Raw genomic sequence first — 19,992 nt, 5'->3', positions numbered from 1 at the left:
ACAGGTTAATATTCCTGTACTTCTGGTTATTGCGATGGAGGGACGGAGAAGGCTAGGCCAGCTTGGCGTTGGTTGTCCAAGTTTAAGGTGGTAGGCTGGAATCTTAGGTAAATCCGGGATTCTAAGGCCGAGAGCTGATGACGAGTTACCCTTTGGGTGACGAAGTGGTTGATGCCATGCTTCCAAGAAAAGCTTCTAAGCTTCAGGTAACCAGGAACCGTACCCCAAACCGACACAGGTGGTTGGGTAGAGAATACCAAGGCGCTTGAGAGAACTCGGGTGAAGGAACTAGGCAAAATGGCACCGTAACTTCGGGAGAAGGTGCGCCGGTGAGGGTGAAGCATTTACTGCGTAAGCCCATGCCGGTCGAAGATACCAGGCCGCTGCGACTGTTTATTAAAAACACAGCACTCTGCAAACACGAAAGTGGACGTATAGGGTGTGACGCCTGCCCGGTGCCGGAAGGTTAATTGATGGGGTTAGCTAACGCGAAGCTCTTGATCGAAGCCCCGGTAAACGGCGGCCGTAACTATAACGGTCCTAAGGTAGCGAAATTCCTTGTCGGGTAAGTTCCGACCTGCACGAATGGCGTAACGATGGCGGCGCTGTCTCCACCCGAGACTCAGTGAAATTGAAATCGCTGTGAAGATGCAGTGTATCCGCGGCTAGACGGAAAGACCCCGTGAACCTTTACTATAGCTTTGCACTGGACTTTGAATTTGCTTGTGTAGGATAGGTGGGAGGCTTTGAAGCGTGGACGCCAGTTCGCGTGGAGCCAACCTTGAAATACCACCCTGGCAACTTTGAGGTTCTAACTCAGGTCCGTTATCCGGATCGAGGACAGTGTATGGTGGGTAGTTTGACTGGGGCGGTCTCCTCCTAAAGAGTAACGGAGGAGTACGAAGGTGCGCTCAGACCGGTCGGAAATCGGTCGTAGAGTATAAAGGCAAAAGCGCGCTTGACTGCGAGACAGACACGTCGAGCAGGTACGAAAGTAGGTCTTAGTGATCCGGTGGTTCTGTATGGAAGGGCCATCGCTCAACGGATAAAAGGTACTCCGGGGATAACAGGCTGATACCGCCCAAGAGTTCATATCGACGGCGGTGTTTGGCACCTCGATGTCGGCTCATCACATCCTGGGGCTGAAGCCGGTCCCAAGGGTATGGCTGTTCGCCATTTAAAGTGGTACGCGAGCTGGGTTTAGAACGTCGTGAGACAGTTCGGTCCCTATCTGCCGTGGACGTTTGAGATTTGAGAGGGGCTGCTCCTAGTACGAGAGGACCGGAGTGGACGAACCTCTGGTGTTCCGGTTGTCACGCCAGTGGCATTGCCGGGTAGCTATGTTCGGAATAGATAACCGCTGAAAGCATCTAAGCGGGAAACTAGCCTCAAGATGAGATCTCACTGGGACCTTGAGTCCCCTGAAGGGCCGTCGAAGACTACGACGTTGATAGGTTGGGTGTGTAAGCGCTGTGAGGCGTTGAGCTAACCAATACTAATTGCCCGTGAGGCTTGACCATATAACACCCAAGCAATTTGCTGACCTGAAGAGGCACCAGATTGCGGTGTGTGAAGACGACACAAGTCGAAAATTCGCAACGCAACACACAAATCTATCACCTGCCCATTCGCTGGAGCGTGATCCGCAAGGAGAACGACCTGGCTACCGAATTTCTTGACGACCATAGAGCATTGGAACCACCTGATCCCATCCCGAACTCAGCAGTGAAACGATGCATCGCCGATGGTAGTGTGGGGTTTCCCCATGTGAGAGTAGGTCATCGTCAAGATTGAATTCCGAAACCCCTATCTGCGTATGCAGGTAGGGGTTTTGTTTTGTCCTCAGGAAAGTAACCGTCCGGTAAGGGGCCGGCGAACACACCTTCCGAGCCAGACCGATAAGGCCTTCGCCGGTGGATACCGCTTCACCGCGATCAGCAAGCAGTCGCGCTGCCAGCTTTCATTCCTCTGAAAGTAGAACCAAAAAAATAGAGGCCGAAGCGTTGGTGATCATTGAATGTTTGTAGTGGGGCGCTCAGCGGGCGAGGGAGATTGTCGCGGATACCCAGGAGTTCGTCGCGCCGCATCGGGTGCAGTTGGCCTTGAGTCCAGTGATTACCGATGAGCCGGAACTGGCCCTGCGGCGGATGGAAATGACCGAGCGCGAGTCTTTGAAACTCAGGTCCGACGATGCCTGGTCGGAGTACCTGGGTGCCAAGGCAGCCATGCTGGTGCTGATGCGCTCAACCAAAGTCGAACCCAGGGTCTGGGCTGATCACAAGGAGCGGCTCAGGCAGGCCATCGATCGACGAGCCTGCGTACAGCGTGCCTACCTGCGCTGACTCTGTATCAGATCTGGGAGCGTCGCAGATTTCCAATGGTTTCGATCAAATCATCGTAGGACACCGGTTTTCCAATGTGCTGGTCAAAACCCGATTGCCGTGATTTTTGAATGTCGCTGTGGGCGCCATAGCCCGTCAGTGCAATGGCCGGCACATCCTTGACCAGCGGCAACTGACGCAATGCGCTCATCAGCTCGTGGCCGTTCATGACCGGCATGCCCAAGTCAGAAATGATCAGGTCGAAGCGCGTGCTTTTTGCGGCATCCAAAGCCGCCACCGGACGGTCGAACGCAATCACTTGCGCGTCTTCCATTTCCAGCAACATTTTCAAGGTTTCCAGTACATCGGCATCGGCGTAGTCGTCGACCAGCAGGATCGTCAAACCACTCAGCCTGCCAGAGGATTCTTCGACCTGAGTCGGGGATTGCGGCTCACCTTTGGTGTGGGCCAAGGGCAGGTAAACCGTGAAGGTACAACCTGTTCCCGCCCCGGCAGAGTTCACCTCAACCGTTCCCCGTTGGGCCTCGGTCAACTGGCGGGCCAGGGACAAACCGATCCCCAGGCCTTCACGGTTGTGGCTGACGTGCTGCTTTTCAGACTGGTCGAACAGGTCGAACACGTGATCGAGGTTCTCGGGAGCGATGCCGGCACCGTTGTCTTTGGCGTCCAGCCGCGCCATGTTTCCAACCTGGCTGGCGATCAATTGCACGTGGCCGTTGGAGGGCGTGAATTTCAGCGCGTTATTCACCAGGTTCCAGATAATTTGCTCCAGGCGCGTCGGGTCGGCATGGACCATCAATGCGCCTGAAGGCACGTGCAGCTCTTCGTTGATCGCCTGCATTTCTTCGTTGGAAGCCTTGAGCTCTGCGCTGGAGACTTCCGAGTGTTCGATGGAGTCCTCCAGGTGCAACTTGGTGCGTTGCAGTTCGCGCTCAAAGTTCGACAGCACCTGACTTTCGGTCTGAAGCACGGTGGTGGCCGCTCGTTCGGCAGGGTCGACCTCGACTTCCTCGAAAATCACCAGGACGTATTCGCCGTCCGATTCTTCATCCTTGTAGCTTCGAAAGCCTCCCTGTCACGGGAGAAATTGGTCACGCCGATCAACATGTCGCCCAGCAGTGCCTTGGTTTCTTCGGGGTTGTTCTGCAGATACTGGTAATAGGCACTCAGGTCCGGCTGGCCGGTGACCTGCATCCGGCGTTCGATCCGGCGCAACACGGTGGCGCATATTTAGCGCGTACTAAACGGTATGACTTCTCAAGGGAACGCCCCTACTGGCCGATAACCCGAACAGTCATGGTCTTCTTCTTAAATTGCCTGGAAATCTTCGATGCTGTCGTATCACCAAAAGCGTTTTTTGATCGTCGATGATTTCTCGGATTTCCGCAGTTCCGTCAGGTCCATGCTGCGCGAGCTGGGTGTGAAGGATGTCGACACCGCCGACTCCGGTGAACAGGCGCTGCGTATGTGTTCGCAGAAGGCCTACGATTTCATCCTGCAGGACTTTCACCTGGGCGATGGCAAGAAGAACGGTCAGCAGGTGCTTGAAGACCTGATGATCGAAAAGCTGATCAGCCATGAGGCCGTGTTCGTCATGGTCACCGCCGAGACCAGTCAGGCGATGGTGCTCAGTGCGTTGGAGCACGAACCTGATGCGTACCTGACCAAACCGTTCAACCGTTCCGGCCTGTCTCAACGCCTGGAGCGGCTGGAGCAACGCAAGACCTTGCTCAAGCCGATTCTGCAGGCCCTTGACCGGGGCAAACCGGTTGAAGTGCTCAATGCCTGCATCGCCTTGTGCAAACAAGACATCCGCTACTCGCCGTTGTGCCTGCGCTACCGCGCTGATGCCTTGCGCGACCTGAATCAGAACGAGGCGCTGGAGCGTCTCTATGACAGCATCATTGCTGATCGGCCTTTGCCGTGGGCGTTCGCCGGGTTGGGCAAGTTGCTGTTCAAACGTGGCCAGGTCGGTCAGGCCAAAGGCGTGTATGAAAAAGCCCTGAAAGTGTTCCCGATGATGCCGGCGCTCTACGACGGCATGGCTGATGTGCTGGTCGCCGAAGGCGACACCAAGGCGGCCCAGAATGTGCTGGAAGAGGCGATCCGTTTGTCGCCGCTGGCGGTGCGCCGGCAAGCGCTGCTCGGCAAGTTGGCGATGGCCAACGAAGATTTTGAAACCGCCTCCAAAGCCTATCGTCAGGCCGTGGCGCAGGGCGCGCAGTCACGTTTCAAGGATGCGGAGAGCAACCTTGGCCTGGCCCATGCCTTGATCAGTAAAGGCAGCGAAAAAGGTCTGGATACCCGGACTCGACTGGAAATCAACACGACGCTGAGTGCGGTGGCCAAGGAAAACCCTTCCGACCCGGGTTTGCAGATTCGTGCGCGATTGATGAAAGCCACCAGTCTGCTGCTCAACGATGCCGAAACCGCCGAGAAGCTCACCGAGCAGGCGATGATGCGCCTCGATGGCATGGAACAGTTCATGAGCGCCGAAGCGGCGCTGCTGGTGGCCAAGCAACTGCAGATGCTCGGCCAGGCCAGCGCCAGTGCCTCGATGTTGAAAAACTGCGCGGAAATCTACGGCGACGACCCGACGGTGATGAAGGGCATCGCCAAGTTGACCGACGATCCGACCATTCTCAACTCCGGCAACGCCGCTGCGGACCTCAACCGTCAGGGCGTGCGGGTGTACAAGACCGGCAACCTGGTGGAGGCGCGGCAGGTGTTTCGCAAAGCCCTGGCGCTGCAACCCAAGAACATCAGTATCGCGCTGAACATGGCGCAGTCGCTGCTGCACGGCACCGACACCAGTGTGCCTTCGGCGGAGCTGGAGGAATGTCGGGCCTGCCTGAAAATGGTCGGCCTGATGCCTGACACCGATGCGCGTTATTCCCGTTATCAGAAGCTGCGAAGCAAGGCGTTTGGCGAATGAACGACAGCGAACAGGCACTCGATTTTTCCACGGTGATTGCCTCCACCGTGCACGACATGAAGAACTCCCTGGCCATGTTGATGCAGGCCCACAGCCAATGGCTGACGCGCTTGCCGGATCCGCAGCAGCACACCCCGGAGCAGGGCGTCATCGACTTCGAGTTCGCGCATCTCAATGGCATGCTGGTGCAGTTGCTGGGGCTGTACAAACTCGGCGTCAACCAGATGCCATTGCAGCCGGCCTACCATGAGCTGGATGACTTCATCGAAGCGCAATTGGCAGCGCACCAAGAAGTGTTCACCAGTCGCGGCATTATGGCGACCTATGAAGTGGACCCGTTGAGCCCGCTGGGCTTCTTCGACCGGGAGCTGATTGCGTCGGTGCTGGCCAACAGCATCAACAACGCCATTCGTTACGCCCGCCACGCGGTGTTGATCAGCGTCAGCGATGAAGCCGGGCAATTGGTGCTGACCGTCAACGACGATGGCGAGGGTTATCCTCCCGAGATGATCGAGCGTCAGGCCGATTACGTGCAGGGCATCAACCACAGCAGCGGAAGCACTGGCCTGGGCCTGTACTTTGCCGGGCGGATTGCCGCACTTCATCAGCGCAATGGCGTGGGCGGGCGCACCGAAATCAGCAATGGCGGCCCGCTGGGTGGCGCAGTGTTTAACCTCTATCTGCCCTGACCGGTTCTTTTTGTTGGCCGCTGCTTGATATTCCGAACACGCGGAGCCTATTTTGTACGGGTCGCCGTTCGCGGCTTGCATAACAAAAAGGATTGCGTCATGACAACCGATGGCCATTGTTCACTCGCGGAGCGATTGACGGGCATTGATGAGATTGAATGTGTCACGCCGGACTTGAATGGCATACCGCGCGGCAAGGTAATGACCGCCGAAGGCTTTCTCGAAGGGCGGCGTTTGCAGATGGCACGGGGGGTGCTGCTGCAGTGCATCATGGGCGGATATCCGCCAGCGCGCTTTTATGGAAGCGATGATGGCGACCTGGCGCTGGTGCCCGATCCCGCACAGATCCATCGCTTACCCTGGAGCACACAGCCGCGAGCTTTCGCTATTTGCGATGCGGACGAGTTGACTGGCGAAAGCTCGTCTCTGTCCACCCGTGGTCAACTCAAGGCCGTGATCGCGCGTTACGCGGCCCTCGGCCTGGCGCCGGTAGTAGCGACCGAGCTGGAATTCTTTGTGTTTGCGCCCAACACCGACCCCACTCAACCGTTCCAGCCGCCGCTGGGCCTGGACGGTCGTCGCGAGGACGGTCAATCGGCGTTCAGTATCAGTTCCAATAATGGTTTGCGGCCGTTCTTCAGTGAAGTCTATGTATGCATGGCGGCCCTGGGCTTGCCGCGCGATACCTTCATGCATGAAATGGGCGTCAGCCAGTTTGAGATCAACCTGCTGCACGGCGACCCGCTGCTGCTGGCCGACCAGACACTCCTGTTCAAACATCTGCTTAAAGAAGTCGCGCTCAAGCATGGCCTGACCGTGGTTTGCATGGCCAAGCCGCTGGCGCACACGGCGGGCAGTTCGATGCATATTCACCAGAGCATCATCGAGATCGGCAGCGGGCGTAACGTGTTCAGTGACAAGGCCGGTGAGCCGACCGCGACCTTCCGTCATTTCATCGCGGGTCAGCAGGCCGGCATGGCGGATTTCACGGCGTTGTTCGCACCGAACGTGAACTCGTATCAGCGCTTGTGCCATCCCTTCGCATCACCGAATAATGCCTGCTGGTCCCACGACAACCGTGCGGCCGGATTGCGTATTCCTGCGAGTTCGCCCGCCGCTCGTCGGGTCGAGAACCGCTTGCCGGGGGCTGATGCAAATCCTTACCTGGCGATCGCCGCCAGCCTTGCCGCAGGGTTGTATGGCATTGAACACAAACTGGAGCCGAGCGAGCCGATCCAGGGTGAATTCGAAGTGCCGGACAATCTTTCGTTGCCGTGTACCTTGCATGCTGCTCTTGAGCGTCTGAAACGTAGCCAATTGGCGAAGGAACTGTTTGGCAAGGAATTCATCGAAGGCTACATCGCCTCGAAGACCATGGAGTTGACCAGCTTCTTTGATGAAATTACTCCCTGGGAGCGCCGTGTCCTGGCAGCCCAGGCCTGACGATCCATCGTCTTCGGGCTATCTTTTCGGGTAGCCCGATTCTCACTGCAAGGAGCCGCTCGGAACGCCGATGCGCCAAATCTGGAAACCCTTTCGAGCGCTTTATTTTGCCTCGCTGATGATGTTGATCGGCTCTGGCCTGTTGAGTACTTACCTGGCCTTGCGCCTGGCCGCCGACCACGTCGACAGCCTGTGGGTCGGTGCGTTGATGGCGGCCAACTATTTCGGCCTGGTGCTGGGTGGCAAGATCGGCCATCGGCTGATTGCCCGGGTCGGGCATATTCGCGCCTATTCAGCCTGCGCCGGGATTGTCGGCGCGGCGGTGCTGGGCCATGGCCTGGTGGACTGGTTGCCTGCCTGGATCTTCCTGCGGGTCATCGTCGGCCTCGGCATGATGTGCCAGTACATGGTCATCGAAAGCTGGCTCAATGAGCAGGCCGAAGCCTCGCAGCGCGGAACGGTGTTCAGCGGCTACATGATCGCCTCGTACCTGGGGTTGGTGCTGGGTCAGTTGATTCTGGTCATGCACCCGAGCCTGGGCCTTGAACTGCTGATGCTGGTCGCCTTGTGCTTCGCGCTGTGCCTGGTGCCGGTAGCCCTGACCCGGCGGATTCACCCGGCACCGTTGCACCCGGCACCGATGGAGCCGCGGTTCTTCATCAAGCGCGTGCCGCAGTCGTTGAGCACGGTGCTGGGGGCGGGGCTGATCATCGGTTCGTTCTACGGTCTGGCACCGCTGTATGCCTCGCAGCAGGGGTTGTCCACGGAGCAGGTCGGTCTGTTCATGGGTAGCTGTATTTTTGCGGGCTTGCTGGTGCAATGGCCGTTAGGCTGGCTGTCCGACCGTTATGACCGGGCGCTGTTGATCCGCTGTTTTGCGCTGGCCCTGGCGCTTACCGCGTTGCCGCTGGCAATCATGCAACAGGTACCGCTGGAGATTTTGTTTATCACCGGGTTCTGCTGTTCGCTGGTGATGTTCTGCCTGTATCCGCTGGCGGTGGCATTCTCCAACGACCACGTCGAGGGTGATCGCCGGGTGTCCCTGACAGCGATGCTGTTGGTGACCTACGGTGTCGGCGCCAGTATCGGGCCGCTGGTGGCGGGGGTGCTCATGAAGCTGTTCGGCAGCCACATGCTCTATGCCTTCTTCAGTTTCTTCGCGTTGGTGCTGGTGTGGCGGATTCGCCCGAAAGCGGTGACCAACCTGCATCAGGTCGACGATGCGCCGCTGCATCACGTCGCCATGCCGGACAGTATGTCGAGTTCGCCGTTGGTCGCTTGCCTTGACCCGCGTGTCGATGAGCAGGTGGTGCAAGACCAGATGCAGAACCCGATCAACCCTGAGCCGGAACCTGAATCAGAGCCCGAAACCGATCCGCCGCCCGAAGACCCTGATGCACCTCGCGAGCAAAGTTTTACCGAGGCCAGGCCTTAAATTCCATGCATAAAAAAACGGGCAGTCACCGCAAGGGACTGCCCGTTTTCTATTGAAGCGTCGTATTACATGTCGTCTTTGTCGAAGCGCCGCGCTTCGCGCTGAAGCTGATAGACGAACCGCTCGACCTGTCGCTGCACCAGCCCGCTCATGTTGTGAAAGCGTACGCCGGCGAAGGTGGTGGAGATCCTTTCTTCGAAGTGCAGGTAACGCAGCTCAACGGGTGCCGTCATATTGCCAAAGGGCAGGGCGGCGATGAAGCGGTCATAGACCTGGCCCAGTTGCAGGCTGCCCGTGATGTCGCCTTCGAAGCGCAACTTGCAGCCGGTGGCGGAGATGTCCAATAGCTTGCCGCTGATCGGCGACTTGAGTTTTTCACCACCCAGATCGACATTGACCAGTTGTGCCAGCTTCAATGCTGCGCGGAATGCATTACGACGCTGGTGGTAAACCACCTCGGCGGGCAGGGCGCCACGGTAGCAGCGACCGTCACCGGATTCGTCGATGGTCAACGGGCCGTTGCTTTCCCAGGCAATACGCACGCCGTCATGAAAGCCTTCGACCTTGAACGGTTCGCCGGCGAGCAGGAAGCGTTCACCATCGCGGGGAATCATTTCGTCCAGGGCCATCATGTTGCTGTCACGGTCAATGTCCACCAGATAACTCTGGAAGCGCTGGCTGCGCTCATGGAACGTGATGATCAGCGGATCATGGCTGTCTTGCAGCTGGCGCAGGTTGCCGGAGATCTCCAACGGCGTGGTGAGCACCTTGGGTGGCTGCGGAGCATCTTCCGCGCTTAAGGCATTGAACACGGTTCATCAATCTCCAGACAAAATATGACTACGACTGGCCAGCATATTGCCAGCATGTTACGCGTCTTGATAGTGCGCGCTTTTCAGCAGGCTCAAGCCTGACTGAGCGGGCGTGGCTTCGCAAGCATGGAGGTTGATCCGCGTGCATCATAGAGCGCTGGCGGCTCGCCGCCGTTGAGGATTTTCAGCTGATTGGCCGTCGCGGCCTGTTGCACCAGGATCGACTGGCCATTCTTGACGTTGGCCGCCTGGCACTGAGCCAGAAGATCGGTCAATACATCGCTCTGTTCCAACAGCTGGTCGCCAATGCTCGAATGGCTGGCAAGTTGCTCCAGACCGTTGCGATTGGTCGGCAGGTTGAGGCTGGCGAGGATTTCACTGCGCTTGCGGCCATGCTGATCGAGCAAAATGATCAATGCCTGTTTCTGCGCCAGAATCTCTTCGAGCAGTGGCATGTCGCGACCGTGCAAGGCGAGGGACTCGGTTTGCAGTAACTCCAGCAAGTGCTGTGCTGGAGCGAAATCGTCGGTGATCAGTTGCAGTAAATTAGTGTCGTGCATGGCTGGCCTTGGGTTTTAAGCGTCCAAAAGCCTGGCGCAGGCCTTGGCCTAGCGCTGGGCTTCGAAGTTGAGCAGTTTGCTGGCTACACGGTTGCTGTCGACTTTGTAGCTGCCATCGGCAATCGCTGCTTTCAACTCGGCCACGCGGGCGTTGTCGACGGCAGGCTGATCGCGCAGCTTGTCAGTGACCTTCTGCAACTGTTGAGCCTCATTGCTGAGATGTACCGATTCCCCGCTTTTGACGGTACTGGCCTGTTCGGCCGGGGTATTCAGCGGCGCGGATTTGCCGGTTTCGGCGGTTTCCTTCGCGGTGCTGGTACGTGTGCTACCGGTAAGTGACGAGGAACTGTTCAAACGGCTGAAATCGATGACCATGACAAAAAACCTCTGGGTATTTGGACGCTTGCCATGTTTTCGGCCATACCCGGAAAAACTTTAGGCCCATTTATCAATGAGCTTGCGCGCGTCAGCGCTTGCCCTGCATAGGGCACAGTCTAGGGAACAGTCGAGCGGCGCGCCAGTGTTCTACATGGCCACTTCCACCTGGCCGGGCGCGGTGACTTGCGCCTTGATGACCCGCTGGGAGTTGAGGTTTTTCACCCGAATCTGTTCGCGCAAGCCGCCGTTGGACAGCGCTTCACCCGGCATGCGCACGCTGAGCGTTCCACTGCGGGCGGTAATCACCACCTGGTCGCCCTTGCTGATGACTTCTGCCTGTTCCATGTGCACCAGGGTCATGACCTGGTCGGCGACCATTGGTCGGGTAAGTTTCTGCCCGATCGCCTGGTCGACGGAAGTCAGGTAACCCTGGTTGATCAGACTGATGTCACGCTCGCGCAGGGTCACATCCTGGGGCTCGACGATACCGGCGCGTCGCAGCGGGCGGGTGGTGGTTACAATGTCGCGAAACAGCCGCACTTGAGCGGGTACGAAGACCGTCCAGGGCGACGCGCCCTCGCAGCGCACCTTGACCGTAACGCGCCCCAGCGGCGTGGCCGGGCTCTCCAGGGACGCTGTCAATTCCTTGTCGCACATGGGCATGCGCAGCCGCGGATCGAGCTGCTTGACCTCGATCTCGTAGCGGCCTTCCGTTTGACTGGTCGCCAGATAGTCTTCTACGGTGAATTCAAGAAAGCCCTGGGTGACGCCGATAAGCATGTCAGGCAAGGTAACCGCGTCAGCAAGGGCAGGGCAGCCAGCGTTGAACAGGCAGACGGCCGACACCGCGCAAAGCAATTTGCGGGCGTTTGATGTCAGGCGTCGGAAAAATGTCGGTTCTGTGTTCATAAGAGTTAAAAAGCAAGCGCCGTGCCGTTTAGTGATGAATGCGCGTCGCAACACACTTAAGCGTTGGTGTAGGAGTCTATGCATGGCTGGTGTAATGGATGCGGTAAACCAGCGCACGCAACTGGTAGGGCAGAATCGCCTTGAGCTGTTGTTGTTCCGTCTCGACGGCCAGCAGCTGTATGGGATCAACGTGTTCAAGGTTCGGGAGGTGCTGCAATGCCCCAAACTGACGCTGATGCCAAAATCCAGTCCTGTCGTGTGCGGTGTGGCGAGTATTCGGGGGGCGACCATTCCGATTCTTGATCTGGCGATGGCGACCGGCTCCGGTGCGTTGAAAGATCAAAGCAATCCCTTCGTGATCATCACGGAGTACAACACCAAGACCCAGGGTTTCCTGGTGCGGTCAGTGGAACGCATCGTCAACATGAACTGGGAGGAGATTCATCCGCCACCCAAGGGCACGGGACGCGATCATTACCTGACGGCTGTGACTCGGGTCGACAATCAGTTAGTCGAAATCATCGACGTCGAGAAAGTGCTGGCAGAAGTGGCGCCGACCCCGGAAGCGATTTCCGTTGGCGTGGTGGATGTTGAAACCCAGCACAAGGCGCTGTCTTTGCGAGTACTGACGGTCGATGACTCGTCGGTGGCGCGCAAGCAGGTGACCCGTTGCCTGCAGACGGTCGGTGTCGAAGTGGTGGCGTTGAACGACGGTCGGCAAGCGCTGGATTACCTGCGCAAGCTGGTCGACGAGGGCAAGAAGCCGGAAGAAGAGTTCCTGATGATGATTTCCGACATCGAGATGCCGGAGATGGACGGGTACACCCTCACGGCCGCGATCCGCAGCGACCCTCGCATGCAAAAGCTTCACATCATCCTGCATACTTCGTTGTCGGGTGTATTCAATCAGGCGATGGTCAAGAAAGTCGGTGCCGATGACTTCCTTGCCAAATTCCGTCCTGATGACCTGGCATCCCGGGTAGTCAACCGGATCAAAGCAGCAGACATCAGCTAGGGGCCTTTTGCCCCTAACGGTTAATACGATTTAAGAGGCGGCATCTTTGTCTACGGGTAATTTGGATTTCGAACAGTTCCGGGTCTTCCTGGAAAAAGCCTGTGGCATTTTGCTCGGTGAAAACAAGCAATACCTGGTCTCGAGCCGTCTCAACAAACTGATGGAACAGCAAGGCATCAAGTCCCTGGGTGAGCTGGTCCAGCGCATCCAGACCCAGCCGCGCAGCGGTTTGCGCGAGATGGTGGTGGATGCCATGACCACCAACGAAACCCTGTGGTTTCGTGATACCTATCCGTTTGAAGTCTTGAAGAACAAGGTGCTGCCAGCAGCGATCAAGGCCGCTCCTGGCCAGCGTCTGCGGATCTGGTCGGCGGCCTGTTCGTCGGGTCAGGAACCGTATTCGCTGTCGATGTCGATCGATGAGTTCGAGCGCGTGAACATGGGCCAGCTGAAGATGGGCGTGCAGATCGTTGCCACCGACCTGTCCGGTACCATGCTGACCAACTGCAAGACCGGGGAGTACGACAGCCTGGCCATCGGCCGTGGCCTGTCGCCCGAGCGCCTTCAACGTTACTTCGACCCGAAAGGGCCGGGGCGCTGGGCAATCAAGGCACCGATCAAGAGCCGGGTGGAGTTTCGCTCGTTCAACCTGCTGGACAGCTACGCGAGCCTCGGCAAGTTTGACATCGTGTTCTGCCGCAACGTGCTGATCTACTTCTCCGCCGAGGTGAAGAAGGACATCCTGTTGCGCATTCACAGCACGTTGAAGCCAGGCGGTTATCTGTTCCTCGGTGCTTCCGAGGCGCTGAACGGTTTGCCGGACCATTACCAGATGGTCCAGTGCAGCCCGGGGATCATCTACCAGGCGAAGTGATTCGTTGGCGTCATCAAAAAAACGGGAGTCCTCAGGGGCTCCCGTTTTTTTTGCCTGCTCATTCCTCATGGACGCTGCAACACCTGTAGGAGCATGGCTTGCCCGCGATGGCGGTGTGTCAGTCAATGATGATGTTGTCTGACACACCGCCTTCGCGGGCAAGCCATGCTCCTACAGGGGATAGGTGTTGCCCATGGGAAAGCGGCAGAAAAGCGGCAGGCGGCGGAAATCGGTTGCCGCTTTTCTGGCATTGCCACGTTGCCACTGCCCGCAAAGCCCCGGTTTACGGGCTTTTTTCGATTGGCACGACGCTTGCTTTGTCCATGTTACGAAAAATCAGGTCACCCGAAGGTTTCCGACATGAGCATCAGCTTCGATAAAGCGCTCGGTATTCACGAACAAGCTTTGGGCTTCCGCGCTCAGCGTGCCGAAGTCCTGGCCAACAACATCGCCAACGCCGACACCCCGAACTACAAGGCTCGGGATCTGGACTTCTCGAAAGTGCTCGCCGAGCAGAACGAGAAGAGCAAGAGCGGCACTTTCGCCCTGAACAAGACCAACAGCCGTCATATCGAAGCCGAAGGCCTGGGCAATGGCGACGAGTCACTGCTGTATCGCACGCCGATGCAACCATCGATCGACCAGAACACCGTGGACGCCCAACTGGAACAGTCGAACTACGCGGAAAACGCGGTCAACTTCCAGGCCAGCTTCACCCTGCTCAACAGCAAATTCAAAGGGCTGGTGTCAGCCCTTCGTGGAGAGTAAGTCATGTCTCTAGCCAGTGTTTTCAACATCGCCGGTAGCGGCATGAGTGCCCAGACCACTCGCTTGAACACCGTCGCCAGTAACATCGCCAACGCCGAGACCGTCTCGTCGAGCATCGACCAGACCTACCGTGCACGGCACCCGGTGTTCGCCACCATGTTCCAGGGCGGCCAGAGCGGCGGCAGCGACTCGCTGTTCCAGAACCAGGATGCCGCCGGTCAAGGCGTGCAAGTGCTGGGCGTGGTCGAAGACCAGAGCAACCTTGACGCGCGCTACGAGCCGAACCATCCGGCGGCCGACGGCAAGGGCTACGTCTACTACCCAAATGTCAACGTGGTGGAAGAAATGGCTGACATGATTTCCGCGAGCCGCTCGTTCCAGACCAACGCCGAAATGATGAACACCGCCAAAACCATGATGCAGAAGGTTCTGACCCTCGGTCAGTGATAAGGGGCGACTCAGATGAGTGTTACCGATACCACCAGTGGCATTAGCCTCAAGGACATCCTGGCCAACTCCTCGGTCAAGACCAACACCAGCGCCGATGGCCTGGCGTCCGCGACGAACAGCGCCACCGGCAAAAAGGCCCTGGGCAAGGACGCGTTCCTGCAGTTGCTGGTAACGCAACTGAAAAACCAGAACCCGCTGGAACCGCAGGACAACGGCGAGTTCGTCGCCCAGTTGGCCCAGTTCAGTAGCCTGGAAGGCATCACCACGCTCAACACCACCGTGAGTGGCCTGGCGAGCAATTACAACTCGTCCCAGGCGTTGCAGGCGTCGTCGCTGGTCGGGCGTTCGGTTATTGCACCGGCCGACAAGGCTGTGGTCGATACCTCCAAGAGTTTTAGCGGCACCATTGCCGTACCGGCGTCAGTGGACCCGGTCAAGGTCAAGATCACCGATGCCGATGGCAAGGTTGTCCGCACCATCGACCTGGGCAGCCAGAAAGCCGGTACTGCCAGTTTCATCTGGGATGGCAAAAACGACGCAGGCGAAGTGGCCAAGGCGGGTACCTATACCTTCGGCGCTACGGCGACCTACGACGGCAAGGCGACCTCGCTGGTCACGTACCTGCCGGCCACCGTCAACAGCGTGACCATCAGCCAGACCGGCGGTGAGTTGATGCTCAACCTGGCCGGGGCGGGCAGCATCGCCCTGTCCAAAGTACAAACCATTGGTATGTAGAGCCGACTAACACGGCACAAAGGAGTGGAATATGTCTTTCAATATCGGCCTTAGCGGTCTCTATGCAGCCAACAAACAACTGGACGTGACCGGCAACAACATCGCCAACGTCGCGACCACCGGTTTCAAATCGTCCCGTGCGGAATTCGAAGACGTGTACTCGGCTACCAAGCTGGGTTCCGGCAGCAAAACCATCGGTAACGGCGTGCGCCTGGCCAACGTTTCCCAGCAGTTCACCCAGGGCGACGTCAACAACACCGGCAACGTGCTGGACATGGGCATCAACGGTTCCGGCTTCTTCGTGCTGAGCGAGAATGGTTCGATGTCCTACACCCGTGCCGGTACGTTCAAGGTCGACAAGGACGGTTACGTCACCAATAGCGATGGCTCTGCGCGTCTGCAGGGTTATGGCGTGGATGCCAATGGCAAGATCCTCAATGGCGTGTTGACTGACCTGCGCGTCGATACTTCGAACCTGGCGCCAAAAAACACCTCCACGGTTTCGTCGACGATCAACCTGAACTCCACAGCTCCCATCATCAACCAGACTACCAATCCGTTTGACCCGTCCAAGGAAGCGTCCTTCACCAAGCAGTTCAGTACCCCCATTTACGATACCCAGGGTAACAAGCACGTCATGGACCAATACATGGTCAAGACGGGTGACAACACCTGGAAGACCTACACCCTGATCGAGGGTCGCAACCCGGATGGCAGCGATCCTACTCTTGCCGCTTCTCTTCCGGTCGCTTCGACCATGGCGTTCGATTCGTCAGGCAAACTGGTTTCCGTCACCACTCCTGCCACCCCTACGCCGATTGTCAGTCCTGACCTGAAGGTTACGGGCTGGATTCCGGGTACCGTGACCAATGGCGTGTGGACAGCCAACGGCGCTGCCTCCGGCGTCGTTACGGTCTCCATGGACAAAACCACGCAGTACAACGCTGACACCGCGCGTTCGATTCCTTCGCAGAACGGCTACGCCACCGGCCAGATCACCAACCTGACCATCGACACCAGCGGTATCATGCTGGCCAACTTCAGCAACAGCCAGACCAAGGCCATCGGCCAGATCTCGCTCGCCAGCTTCACCAACGAACAAGGTTTGCAACCGGTAGGCGGCACCAGTTGGAAAGAAACCTATTCGTCGGGTATCCCGGGCTACGATGCGCCGAACACCGGTACCTTGGGCGAGATCCACTCCAACTCTCTGGAAGAGTCCAACGTCAACCTGACCAATGAACTGGTCGACCTGATCAAGGCGCAGAGCAACTACCAGGCGAACGCCAAGACCATTTCCACCCAGAGCACCATCATGCAGACCATCATTCAGATGACCTGATGCTGGTGGGTTGATAGCGCGTCACAAAGAGCCCCTCAATCGAGGGGCTTTTTTGTGGGCGGGATAAAGATCAAAAGATCGCTGCCTCGTTTCACTCGACAGCTCCTACAGGTGAACGCGGTTTTATGTAGGAGCTGTCGAGTGAAACGAGGCTGCGATCTTTTGACCTTAAAGGCAGGCAAAAGAAAACCCCCGACAAACCAGAGGCCTGTCGGGGGTTTTGAGTAAGCGCCTTGCGGCGCCTACCGGCTCAGCTTATTGGCAAGCTTCGCAATCCGGCTCGTCGATGGCGCAAGCCTTCGGCACTGGAGCAGGGCCGGCAGGTGCTGCCAGGACCGAATCTTCACCGTGGTTGCCGCCGCTGGAAACAGCGTTCAGCTTGCCGGTGTTGATGGTCGACTTCTCGGTGCTGGTCGCGGCCAGGGCACGGAGGTAGTAAGTGGTTTTCAGGCCACGGTACCAGGCCATGCGGTAGGTCACGTCCAGCTTCTTGCCCGATGCGCCAGCAATGTACAGGTTCAGCGACTGAGCTTGGTCGATCCACTTTTGACGACGGCTTGCCGCGTCAACGATCCACTTGGTGTCCACTTCGAAGGCAGTCGCGTAGAGCTCTTTGAGTTCTTGCGGGATGCGCTCGATCTGTTGCACCGAACCGTCGTAGTACTTCAGGTCGTTGATCATGACCGAGTCCCACAGACCGCGAGCCTTCAGGTCGCGAACCAGGTACGGGTTGATCACGGTGAATTCGCCCGACAGGTTCGATTTCACGTAGAGGTTCTGGTAGGTCGGTTCGATCGACTGCGATACGCCAGTGATGTTGGCGATGGTCGCGGTCGGTGCGATGGCCATGATGTTGGAGTTACGAATGCCTTTCTGAACGCGGGCACGAACCGGTGCCCAGTCCAGGGATTCGTTCAGGTCAACGTCGATGTACTTCTGGCCACGTTGCTCGATCAGGATCTGTTGCGAATCCAGCGGCAGGATGCCTTTGGACCACAGCGAACCCTGGAACGTCTCGTAGGCGCCGCGCTCGTCGGCCAGGTCGCAGGAAGCCTGGATCGCGTAGTAGCTGACCGCTTCCATCGACTTGTCGGCGAACTCGACGGCAGCGTCGGAACCGTAAGGAATGTGCTGCAGGTACAAAGCGTCCTGGAAGCCCATGATGCCCAGGCCGACCGGACGATGCTTGAAGTTGGAGTTCTTCGCTTGTGGCACCGAGTAGTAGTTGATGTCGATAACGTTATCGAGCATGCGAACGGCGGTGTTCACGGTGCGTTCCAGCTTGGCGGTATCGAGCTTGCCGTTGGTGATGTGGTTCGGCAGGTTGATCGAGCCCAGGTTGCAAACGGCGATCTCGTCCTTGTTGGTGTTCAAGGTGATCTCGGTGCACAGGTTCGAGCTGTGAACCACGCCGACGTGCTGCTGCGGGCTGCGCAGGTTGCACGGGTCTTTGAAGGTCAGCCATGGGTGGCCGGTTTCAAACAGCATGGACAGCATTTTGCGCCACAGGTCTTTGGCCTGGATGGTCTTGAACAGCTTGATCTTGCCCGGGTACTCGGACAGGGCTTCGTAGTACTCGTAACGCTCTTCGAAGGCCTTGCCGGTCAGGTCGTGCAGGTCCGGCACTTCGGACGGCGAGAACAGGGTCCACTTGCCGTCATCGAAGACGCGCTTCATGAACAGGTCAGGGATCCAGTTGGCCGTGTTCATGTCGTGGGTACGACGACGATCATCACCGGTGTTCTTGCGCAGCTCGATGAACTCTTCGATGTCCATGTGCCAGGTTTCCAGGTAGGCACAGACAGCGCCTTTGCGCTTGCCACCCTGGTTAACGGCAACGGCGGTGTCGTTCACTACTTTCAGGAACGGAACAACGCCCTGGGATTTACCGTTGGTGCCCTTGATGTACGAACCCAGTGCACGAACCGGGGTCCAGTCGTTGCCCAGGCCGCCCGCAAATTTCGACAACATGGCGTTGTCGTGGATCGCGTGGTAGATGCCCGACAGGTCATCCGGCACGGTGGTCAGGTAGCAGCTCGACAGCTGTGGACGCAGAGTACCGGCGTTGAACAGGGTCGGGGTCGACGACATGTAGTCGAAGGACGACAGCAGGTTGTAGAACTCGATCGCACGGTCTTCTTTGTTCTTTTCTTCGATTGCCAAGCCCATGGCCACGCGCATGAAGAAGATTTGCGGCAGTTCGAAGCGGATACCGTCCTTGTGGATGAAGTAACGGTCGTACAGGGTTTGCAGGCCCAGGTACGTGAACTGCTGATCGCGCTCGTGGTTGATCGCCTTGCCGAGTTTTTCCAGGTCGAAGGTGGCCAGGATCGGGTTCAGCAATTCGAATTCGATACCTTTCGCGATATAGGCTGGAAGGGCCTTGGCGTACAGGTCGACCATTTCGTGGTGAGTGGCGCTTTCGGCGACTTCCAGGAAGCTCAGGCCTTCGGCACGCAGGGTGTCCATCAGCAGGCGGGCGGTCACGAACGAGTAGTTCGGCTCACGCTCGACCAGCGTACGGGCGGTCATCACCAACGCGGTGTTGACGTCGGTCAGGGCCACGCCGTCGTACAGGTTTTTCAGGGTTTCGCGCTGGATGAGGTCGCCGTCGACTTCTGCAAGGCCTTCGCACGCTTCGGTAACGATGGTGTTCAGGCGACCCATGTCCAGAGGAGCAAAGGTGCCATCGGCGCGCGTGATGCGGATCGACGGGTGAGCGTTGACTGCTTCTTCGGCCGGTGCGTGGGCGGCGCGTTCTTTCGAACGACCGTCACGGTAGATCACGTAGTCGCGCGCCACTTTCTGCTCGCCGGCACGCATCAGGGCCAGTTCGACCTGGTCCTGGATTTCTTCGATGTGGATCGTGCCGCCCGAGGGCATGCGACGCTTGAAGGTCGCGGTGACTTGTTCGGTCAGACGGGCAACGGTGTCGTGGATTCGCGACGAAGCGGCAGCGGTGCCGCCCTCAACTGCGAGAAACGCTTTGGTGATAGCGACGGTGATTTTGTCATCGGTATAAGGAACGACGGTGCCGTTACGCTTGATCACGCGCAGTTGGCCAGGCGCGGTGGCGGACAGATCCGAAGTCGAATCTGCGGCCTGCGGCAAGGTGCCCTGCGGGTTCTCGCGAGTTGTGTCGGTTTGCATGGGGGGGTGTCTCCACATTCTCTATGTTTGTTTGGGCACCATCACGGTGCCCACCGTTCCGTCCTGAAGCACTACAACCGGCGAGGGGCCGGGCATACCAACTTCGGGACAGATCAGGAAGGGGCAATTGGGGCGCCGCTTCCATGCCGAAGTCT

16 protein-coding genes, 2 rRNA genes and 2 pseudogenes (1 of these 20 cut by a window edge) are annotated in these 19,992 nt (G+C 58.1%); 13 read left to right on the top strand and 7 right to left on the bottom strand.

Annotation, left to right across the window (positions count from 1 at the left end; translation table 11 throughout):
* From QFW87_RS22400 to QFW87_RS22390, 3 genes and pseudogenes are all read left to right on the top strand, one after another.
* A 23S ribosomal RNA gene (locus tag QFW87_RS22400) occupies positions 1 to 1,520 on the top strand (it extends 1,372 nt beyond the left edge of the window).
* 154 nt (positions 1,521 to 1,674) lie between these two features.
* Positions 1,675 to 1,790: ribosomal RNA gene (gene rrf / locus QFW87_RS22395) — 5S ribosomal RNA — on the top strand.
* Between the two features lie 231 nt (positions 1,791 to 2,021).
* Positions 2,022 to 2,342: pseudogene (locus QFW87_RS22390) on the top strand (hypothetical protein); the annotation flags it as partial.
* Between the two features lie 7 nt (positions 2,343 to 2,349).
* Here QFW87_RS22390 and QFW87_RS22385 read toward each other — a convergent pair.
* Both QFW87_RS22385 and QFW87_RS22380 read right to left on the bottom strand, forming a co-directional pair.
* Positions 2,350 to 3,165 (bottom strand): annotated as a pseudogene (locus QFW87_RS22385) (ATP-binding protein); the annotation flags it as partial.
* 194 nt (positions 3,166 to 3,359) lie between these two features.
* Positions 3,360 to 3,560 (bottom strand): hypothetical protein, encoded by a 201-nt coding sequence (locus QFW87_RS22380; RefSeq protein ID WP_283181334.1) that lies wholly within the window; start codon positions 3,558 to 3,560, stop codon positions 3,360 to 3,362.
* 112 nt (positions 3,561 to 3,672) lie between these two features.
* Between QFW87_RS22380 and QFW87_RS22375 the strand changes: the two genes are divergently transcribed.
* The 4 genes from QFW87_RS22375 to QFW87_RS22360 all read left to right on the top strand — a co-directional run bounded on the left by QFW87_RS22375 (position 3,673) and on the right by QFW87_RS22360 (position 8,844).
* Entirely contained in the window at positions 3,673 to 5,277 is a 1,605-nt protein-coding gene (locus QFW87_RS22375) for a tetratricopeptide repeat-containing response regulator (RefSeq protein WP_283188906.1), read from the top strand.
* Positions 5,274 to 5,966, top strand: coding sequence for a HAMP domain-containing sensor histidine kinase (locus QFW87_RS22370; RefSeq protein WP_283188905.1), 693 nt, complete (start codon positions 5,274 to 5,276; stop codon positions 5,964 to 5,966). The genes QFW87_RS22375 and QFW87_RS22370 overlap by 4 nt, the downstream gene beginning before the upstream one ends.
* A gap of 201 nt (positions 5,967 to 6,167) precedes the next feature.
* Positions 6,168 to 7,409 (top strand): glutamine synthetase family protein, encoded by a 1,242-nt coding sequence (locus QFW87_RS22365; RefSeq protein ID WP_283190941.1) that lies wholly within the window; start codon positions 6,168 to 6,170, stop codon positions 7,407 to 7,409.
* A 70-nt stretch (positions 7,410 to 7,479) separates the two neighbouring features.
* Positions 7,480 to 8,844: an MFS transporter gene (locus QFW87_RS22360; RefSeq protein ID WP_283188904.1), complete on the top strand. Its 1,365-nt coding sequence runs from the start codon at positions 7,480 to 7,482 to the stop codon at positions 8,842 to 8,844.
* 65 nt (positions 8,845 to 8,909) lie between these two features.
* Here QFW87_RS22360 and QFW87_RS22355 read toward each other — a convergent pair whose 3' ends face one another.
* The 4 genes from QFW87_RS22355 to flgA all read right to left on the bottom strand — a co-directional run bounded on the left by QFW87_RS22355 (position 8,910) and on the right by flgA (position 11,503).
* Complete coding sequence (locus QFW87_RS22355; protein ID WP_283181330.1) at positions 8,910 to 9,656, bottom strand: flagellar brake protein; 747 nt, start codon at positions 9,654 to 9,656, stop codon at positions 8,910 to 8,912.
* 92 nt (positions 9,657 to 9,748) lie between these two features.
* The gene (locus QFW87_RS22350; protein WP_123368748.1) at positions 9,749 to 10,216 is read right to left on the bottom strand and encodes a flagellar protein FlgN; all 468 of its coding nucleotides are present in this window, start codon (positions 10,214 to 10,216) and stop codon (positions 9,749 to 9,751) included.
* A gap of 48 nt (positions 10,217 to 10,264) precedes the next feature.
* Positions 10,265 to 10,591 carry a flagellar biosynthesis anti-sigma factor FlgM gene (flgM, locus tag QFW87_RS22345; protein ID WP_123368749.1) on the bottom strand — a complete coding sequence of 109 codons (327 nt, stop codon included), beginning with the start codon at positions 10,589 to 10,591 and terminating at the stop codon, positions 10,265 to 10,267.
* A 150-nt stretch (positions 10,592 to 10,741) separates the two neighbouring features.
* Positions 10,742 to 11,503, bottom strand: coding sequence for a flagellar basal body P-ring formation chaperone FlgA (gene flgA / locus QFW87_RS22340; protein ID WP_283181328.1), 762 nt, complete (start codon positions 11,501 to 11,503; stop codon positions 10,742 to 10,744).
* Between the two features lie 82 nt (positions 11,504 to 11,585).
* Here flgA and QFW87_RS22335 point away from each other — a divergent pair, with 82 nt between their 5' ends.
* The 6 genes from QFW87_RS22335 (at position 11,586) to flgE (ending at position 16,687) form a co-directional block, all read left to right on the top strand.
* Positions 11,586 to 12,518, top strand: a complete 933-nt coding sequence (locus QFW87_RS22335) for a chemotaxis protein CheV (protein ID WP_283181327.1) — start codon at positions 11,586 to 11,588, stop codon at positions 12,516 to 12,518.
* 46 nt (positions 12,519 to 12,564) lie between these two features.
* Entirely contained in the window at positions 12,565 to 13,392 is an 828-nt protein-coding gene (cheR, locus tag QFW87_RS22330; RefSeq protein WP_008147958.1) for a protein-glutamate O-methyltransferase CheR, read from the top strand.
* Positions 13,393 to 13,752: 360 nt separating this feature from the next.
* Positions 13,753 to 14,160: a flagellar basal body rod protein FlgB gene (flgB, locus tag QFW87_RS22325; RefSeq protein WP_283188903.1), complete on the top strand. Its 408-nt coding sequence runs from the start codon at positions 13,753 to 13,755 to the stop codon at positions 14,158 to 14,160.
* Positions 14,161 to 14,163: 3 nt separating this feature from the next.
* Complete coding sequence (gene flgC, locus QFW87_RS22320) at positions 14,164 to 14,607, top strand: flagellar basal body rod protein FlgC (RefSeq protein WP_283188902.1); 444 nt, start codon at positions 14,164 to 14,166, stop codon at positions 14,605 to 14,607.
* Positions 14,608 to 14,622: 15 nt separating this feature from the next.
* Positions 14,623 to 15,345 (top strand): flagellar hook assembly protein FlgD, encoded by a 723-nt coding sequence (gene flgD, locus QFW87_RS22315; RefSeq protein WP_283188901.1) that lies wholly within the window; start codon positions 14,623 to 14,625, stop codon positions 15,343 to 15,345.
* 31 nt (positions 15,346 to 15,376) lie between these two features.
* On the top strand, positions 15,377 to 16,687 hold the full coding sequence (flgE, locus tag QFW87_RS22310; RefSeq protein WP_283181325.1) for a flagellar hook protein FlgE: 1,311 nt from the start codon (positions 15,377 to 15,379) through the stop codon (positions 16,685 to 16,687).
* Positions 16,688 to 16,942: 255 nt separating this feature from the next.
* Here flgE and QFW87_RS22305 read toward each other — a convergent pair whose 3' ends face one another.
* Positions 16,943 to 19,837 (bottom strand): ribonucleoside-diphosphate reductase subunit alpha, encoded by a 2,895-nt coding sequence (locus QFW87_RS22305; RefSeq protein ID WP_134103925.1) that lies wholly within the window; start codon positions 19,835 to 19,837, stop codon positions 16,943 to 16,945.
* Between the last annotated feature and the right edge of the window lie 155 nt (positions 19,838 to 19,992).

This window comes from Pseudomonas sp. PMCC200344 (genome assembly GCF_030053095.1).
GTDB classification, from domain to species: domain Bacteria; phylum Pseudomonadota; class Gammaproteobacteria; order Pseudomonadales; family Pseudomonadaceae; genus Aquipseudomonas; species Aquipseudomonas svalbardensis.
The sequence above is the reverse complement of the archived record's forward strand: the minus strand, read 5'-3'. Positions and strand labels throughout refer to the sequence as shown.

Bases quoted from the DNA above. Each gene is read 5' to 3' on its own strand.
- QFW87_RS22305 (WP_134103925.1), bottom strand. From the start codon at position 19,837: ATGCAAACCGACACAACTCGCGAGAACCCGCAGGGCACCTTGCCGCAG.
- flgB (WP_283188903.1), top strand. From the start codon at position 13,753: ATGAGCATCAGCTTCGATAAAGCGCTCGGTATTCACGAACAAGCTTTG.
- QFW87_RS22360 (WP_283188904.1), top strand. From the start codon at position 7,480: ATGCGCCAAATCTGGAAACCCTTTCGAGCGCTTTATTTTGCCTCGCTG.
- QFW87_RS22350 (WP_123368748.1), bottom strand. From the start codon at position 10,216: ATGCACGACACTAATTTACTGCAACTGATCACCGACGATTTCGCTCCA.
- flgE (WP_283181325.1), top strand. From the start codon at position 15,377: ATGTCTTTCAATATCGGCCTTAGCGGTCTCTATGCAGCCAACAAACAA.
- QFW87_RS22370 (WP_283188905.1), top strand. From the start codon at position 5,274: ATGAACGACAGCGAACAGGCACTCGATTTTTCCACGGTGATTGCCTCC.
- flgD (WP_283188901.1), top strand. From the start codon at position 14,623: ATGAGTGTTACCGATACCACCAGTGGCATTAGCCTCAAGGACATCCTG.
- flgC (WP_283188902.1), top strand. From the start codon at position 14,164: ATGTCTCTAGCCAGTGTTTTCAACATCGCCGGTAGCGGCATGAGTGCC.
- QFW87_RS22365 (WP_283190941.1), top strand. From the start codon at position 6,168: ATGACCGCCGAAGGCTTTCTCGAAGGGCGGCGTTTGCAGATGGCACGG.
- flgM (WP_123368749.1), bottom strand. From the start codon at position 10,591: ATGGTCATCGATTTCAGCCGTTTGAACAGTTCCTCGTCACTTACCGGT.
- flgA (WP_283181328.1), bottom strand. From the start codon at position 11,503: ATGAACACAGAACCGACATTTTTCCGACGCCTGACATCAAACGCCCGC.
- QFW87_RS22375 (WP_283188906.1), top strand. From the start codon at position 3,673: ATGCTGTCGTATCACCAAAAGCGTTTTTTGATCGTCGATGATTTCTCG.
- QFW87_RS22335 (WP_283181327.1), top strand. From the start codon at position 11,586: ATGGCTGGTGTAATGGATGCGGTAAACCAGCGCACGCAACTGGTAGGG.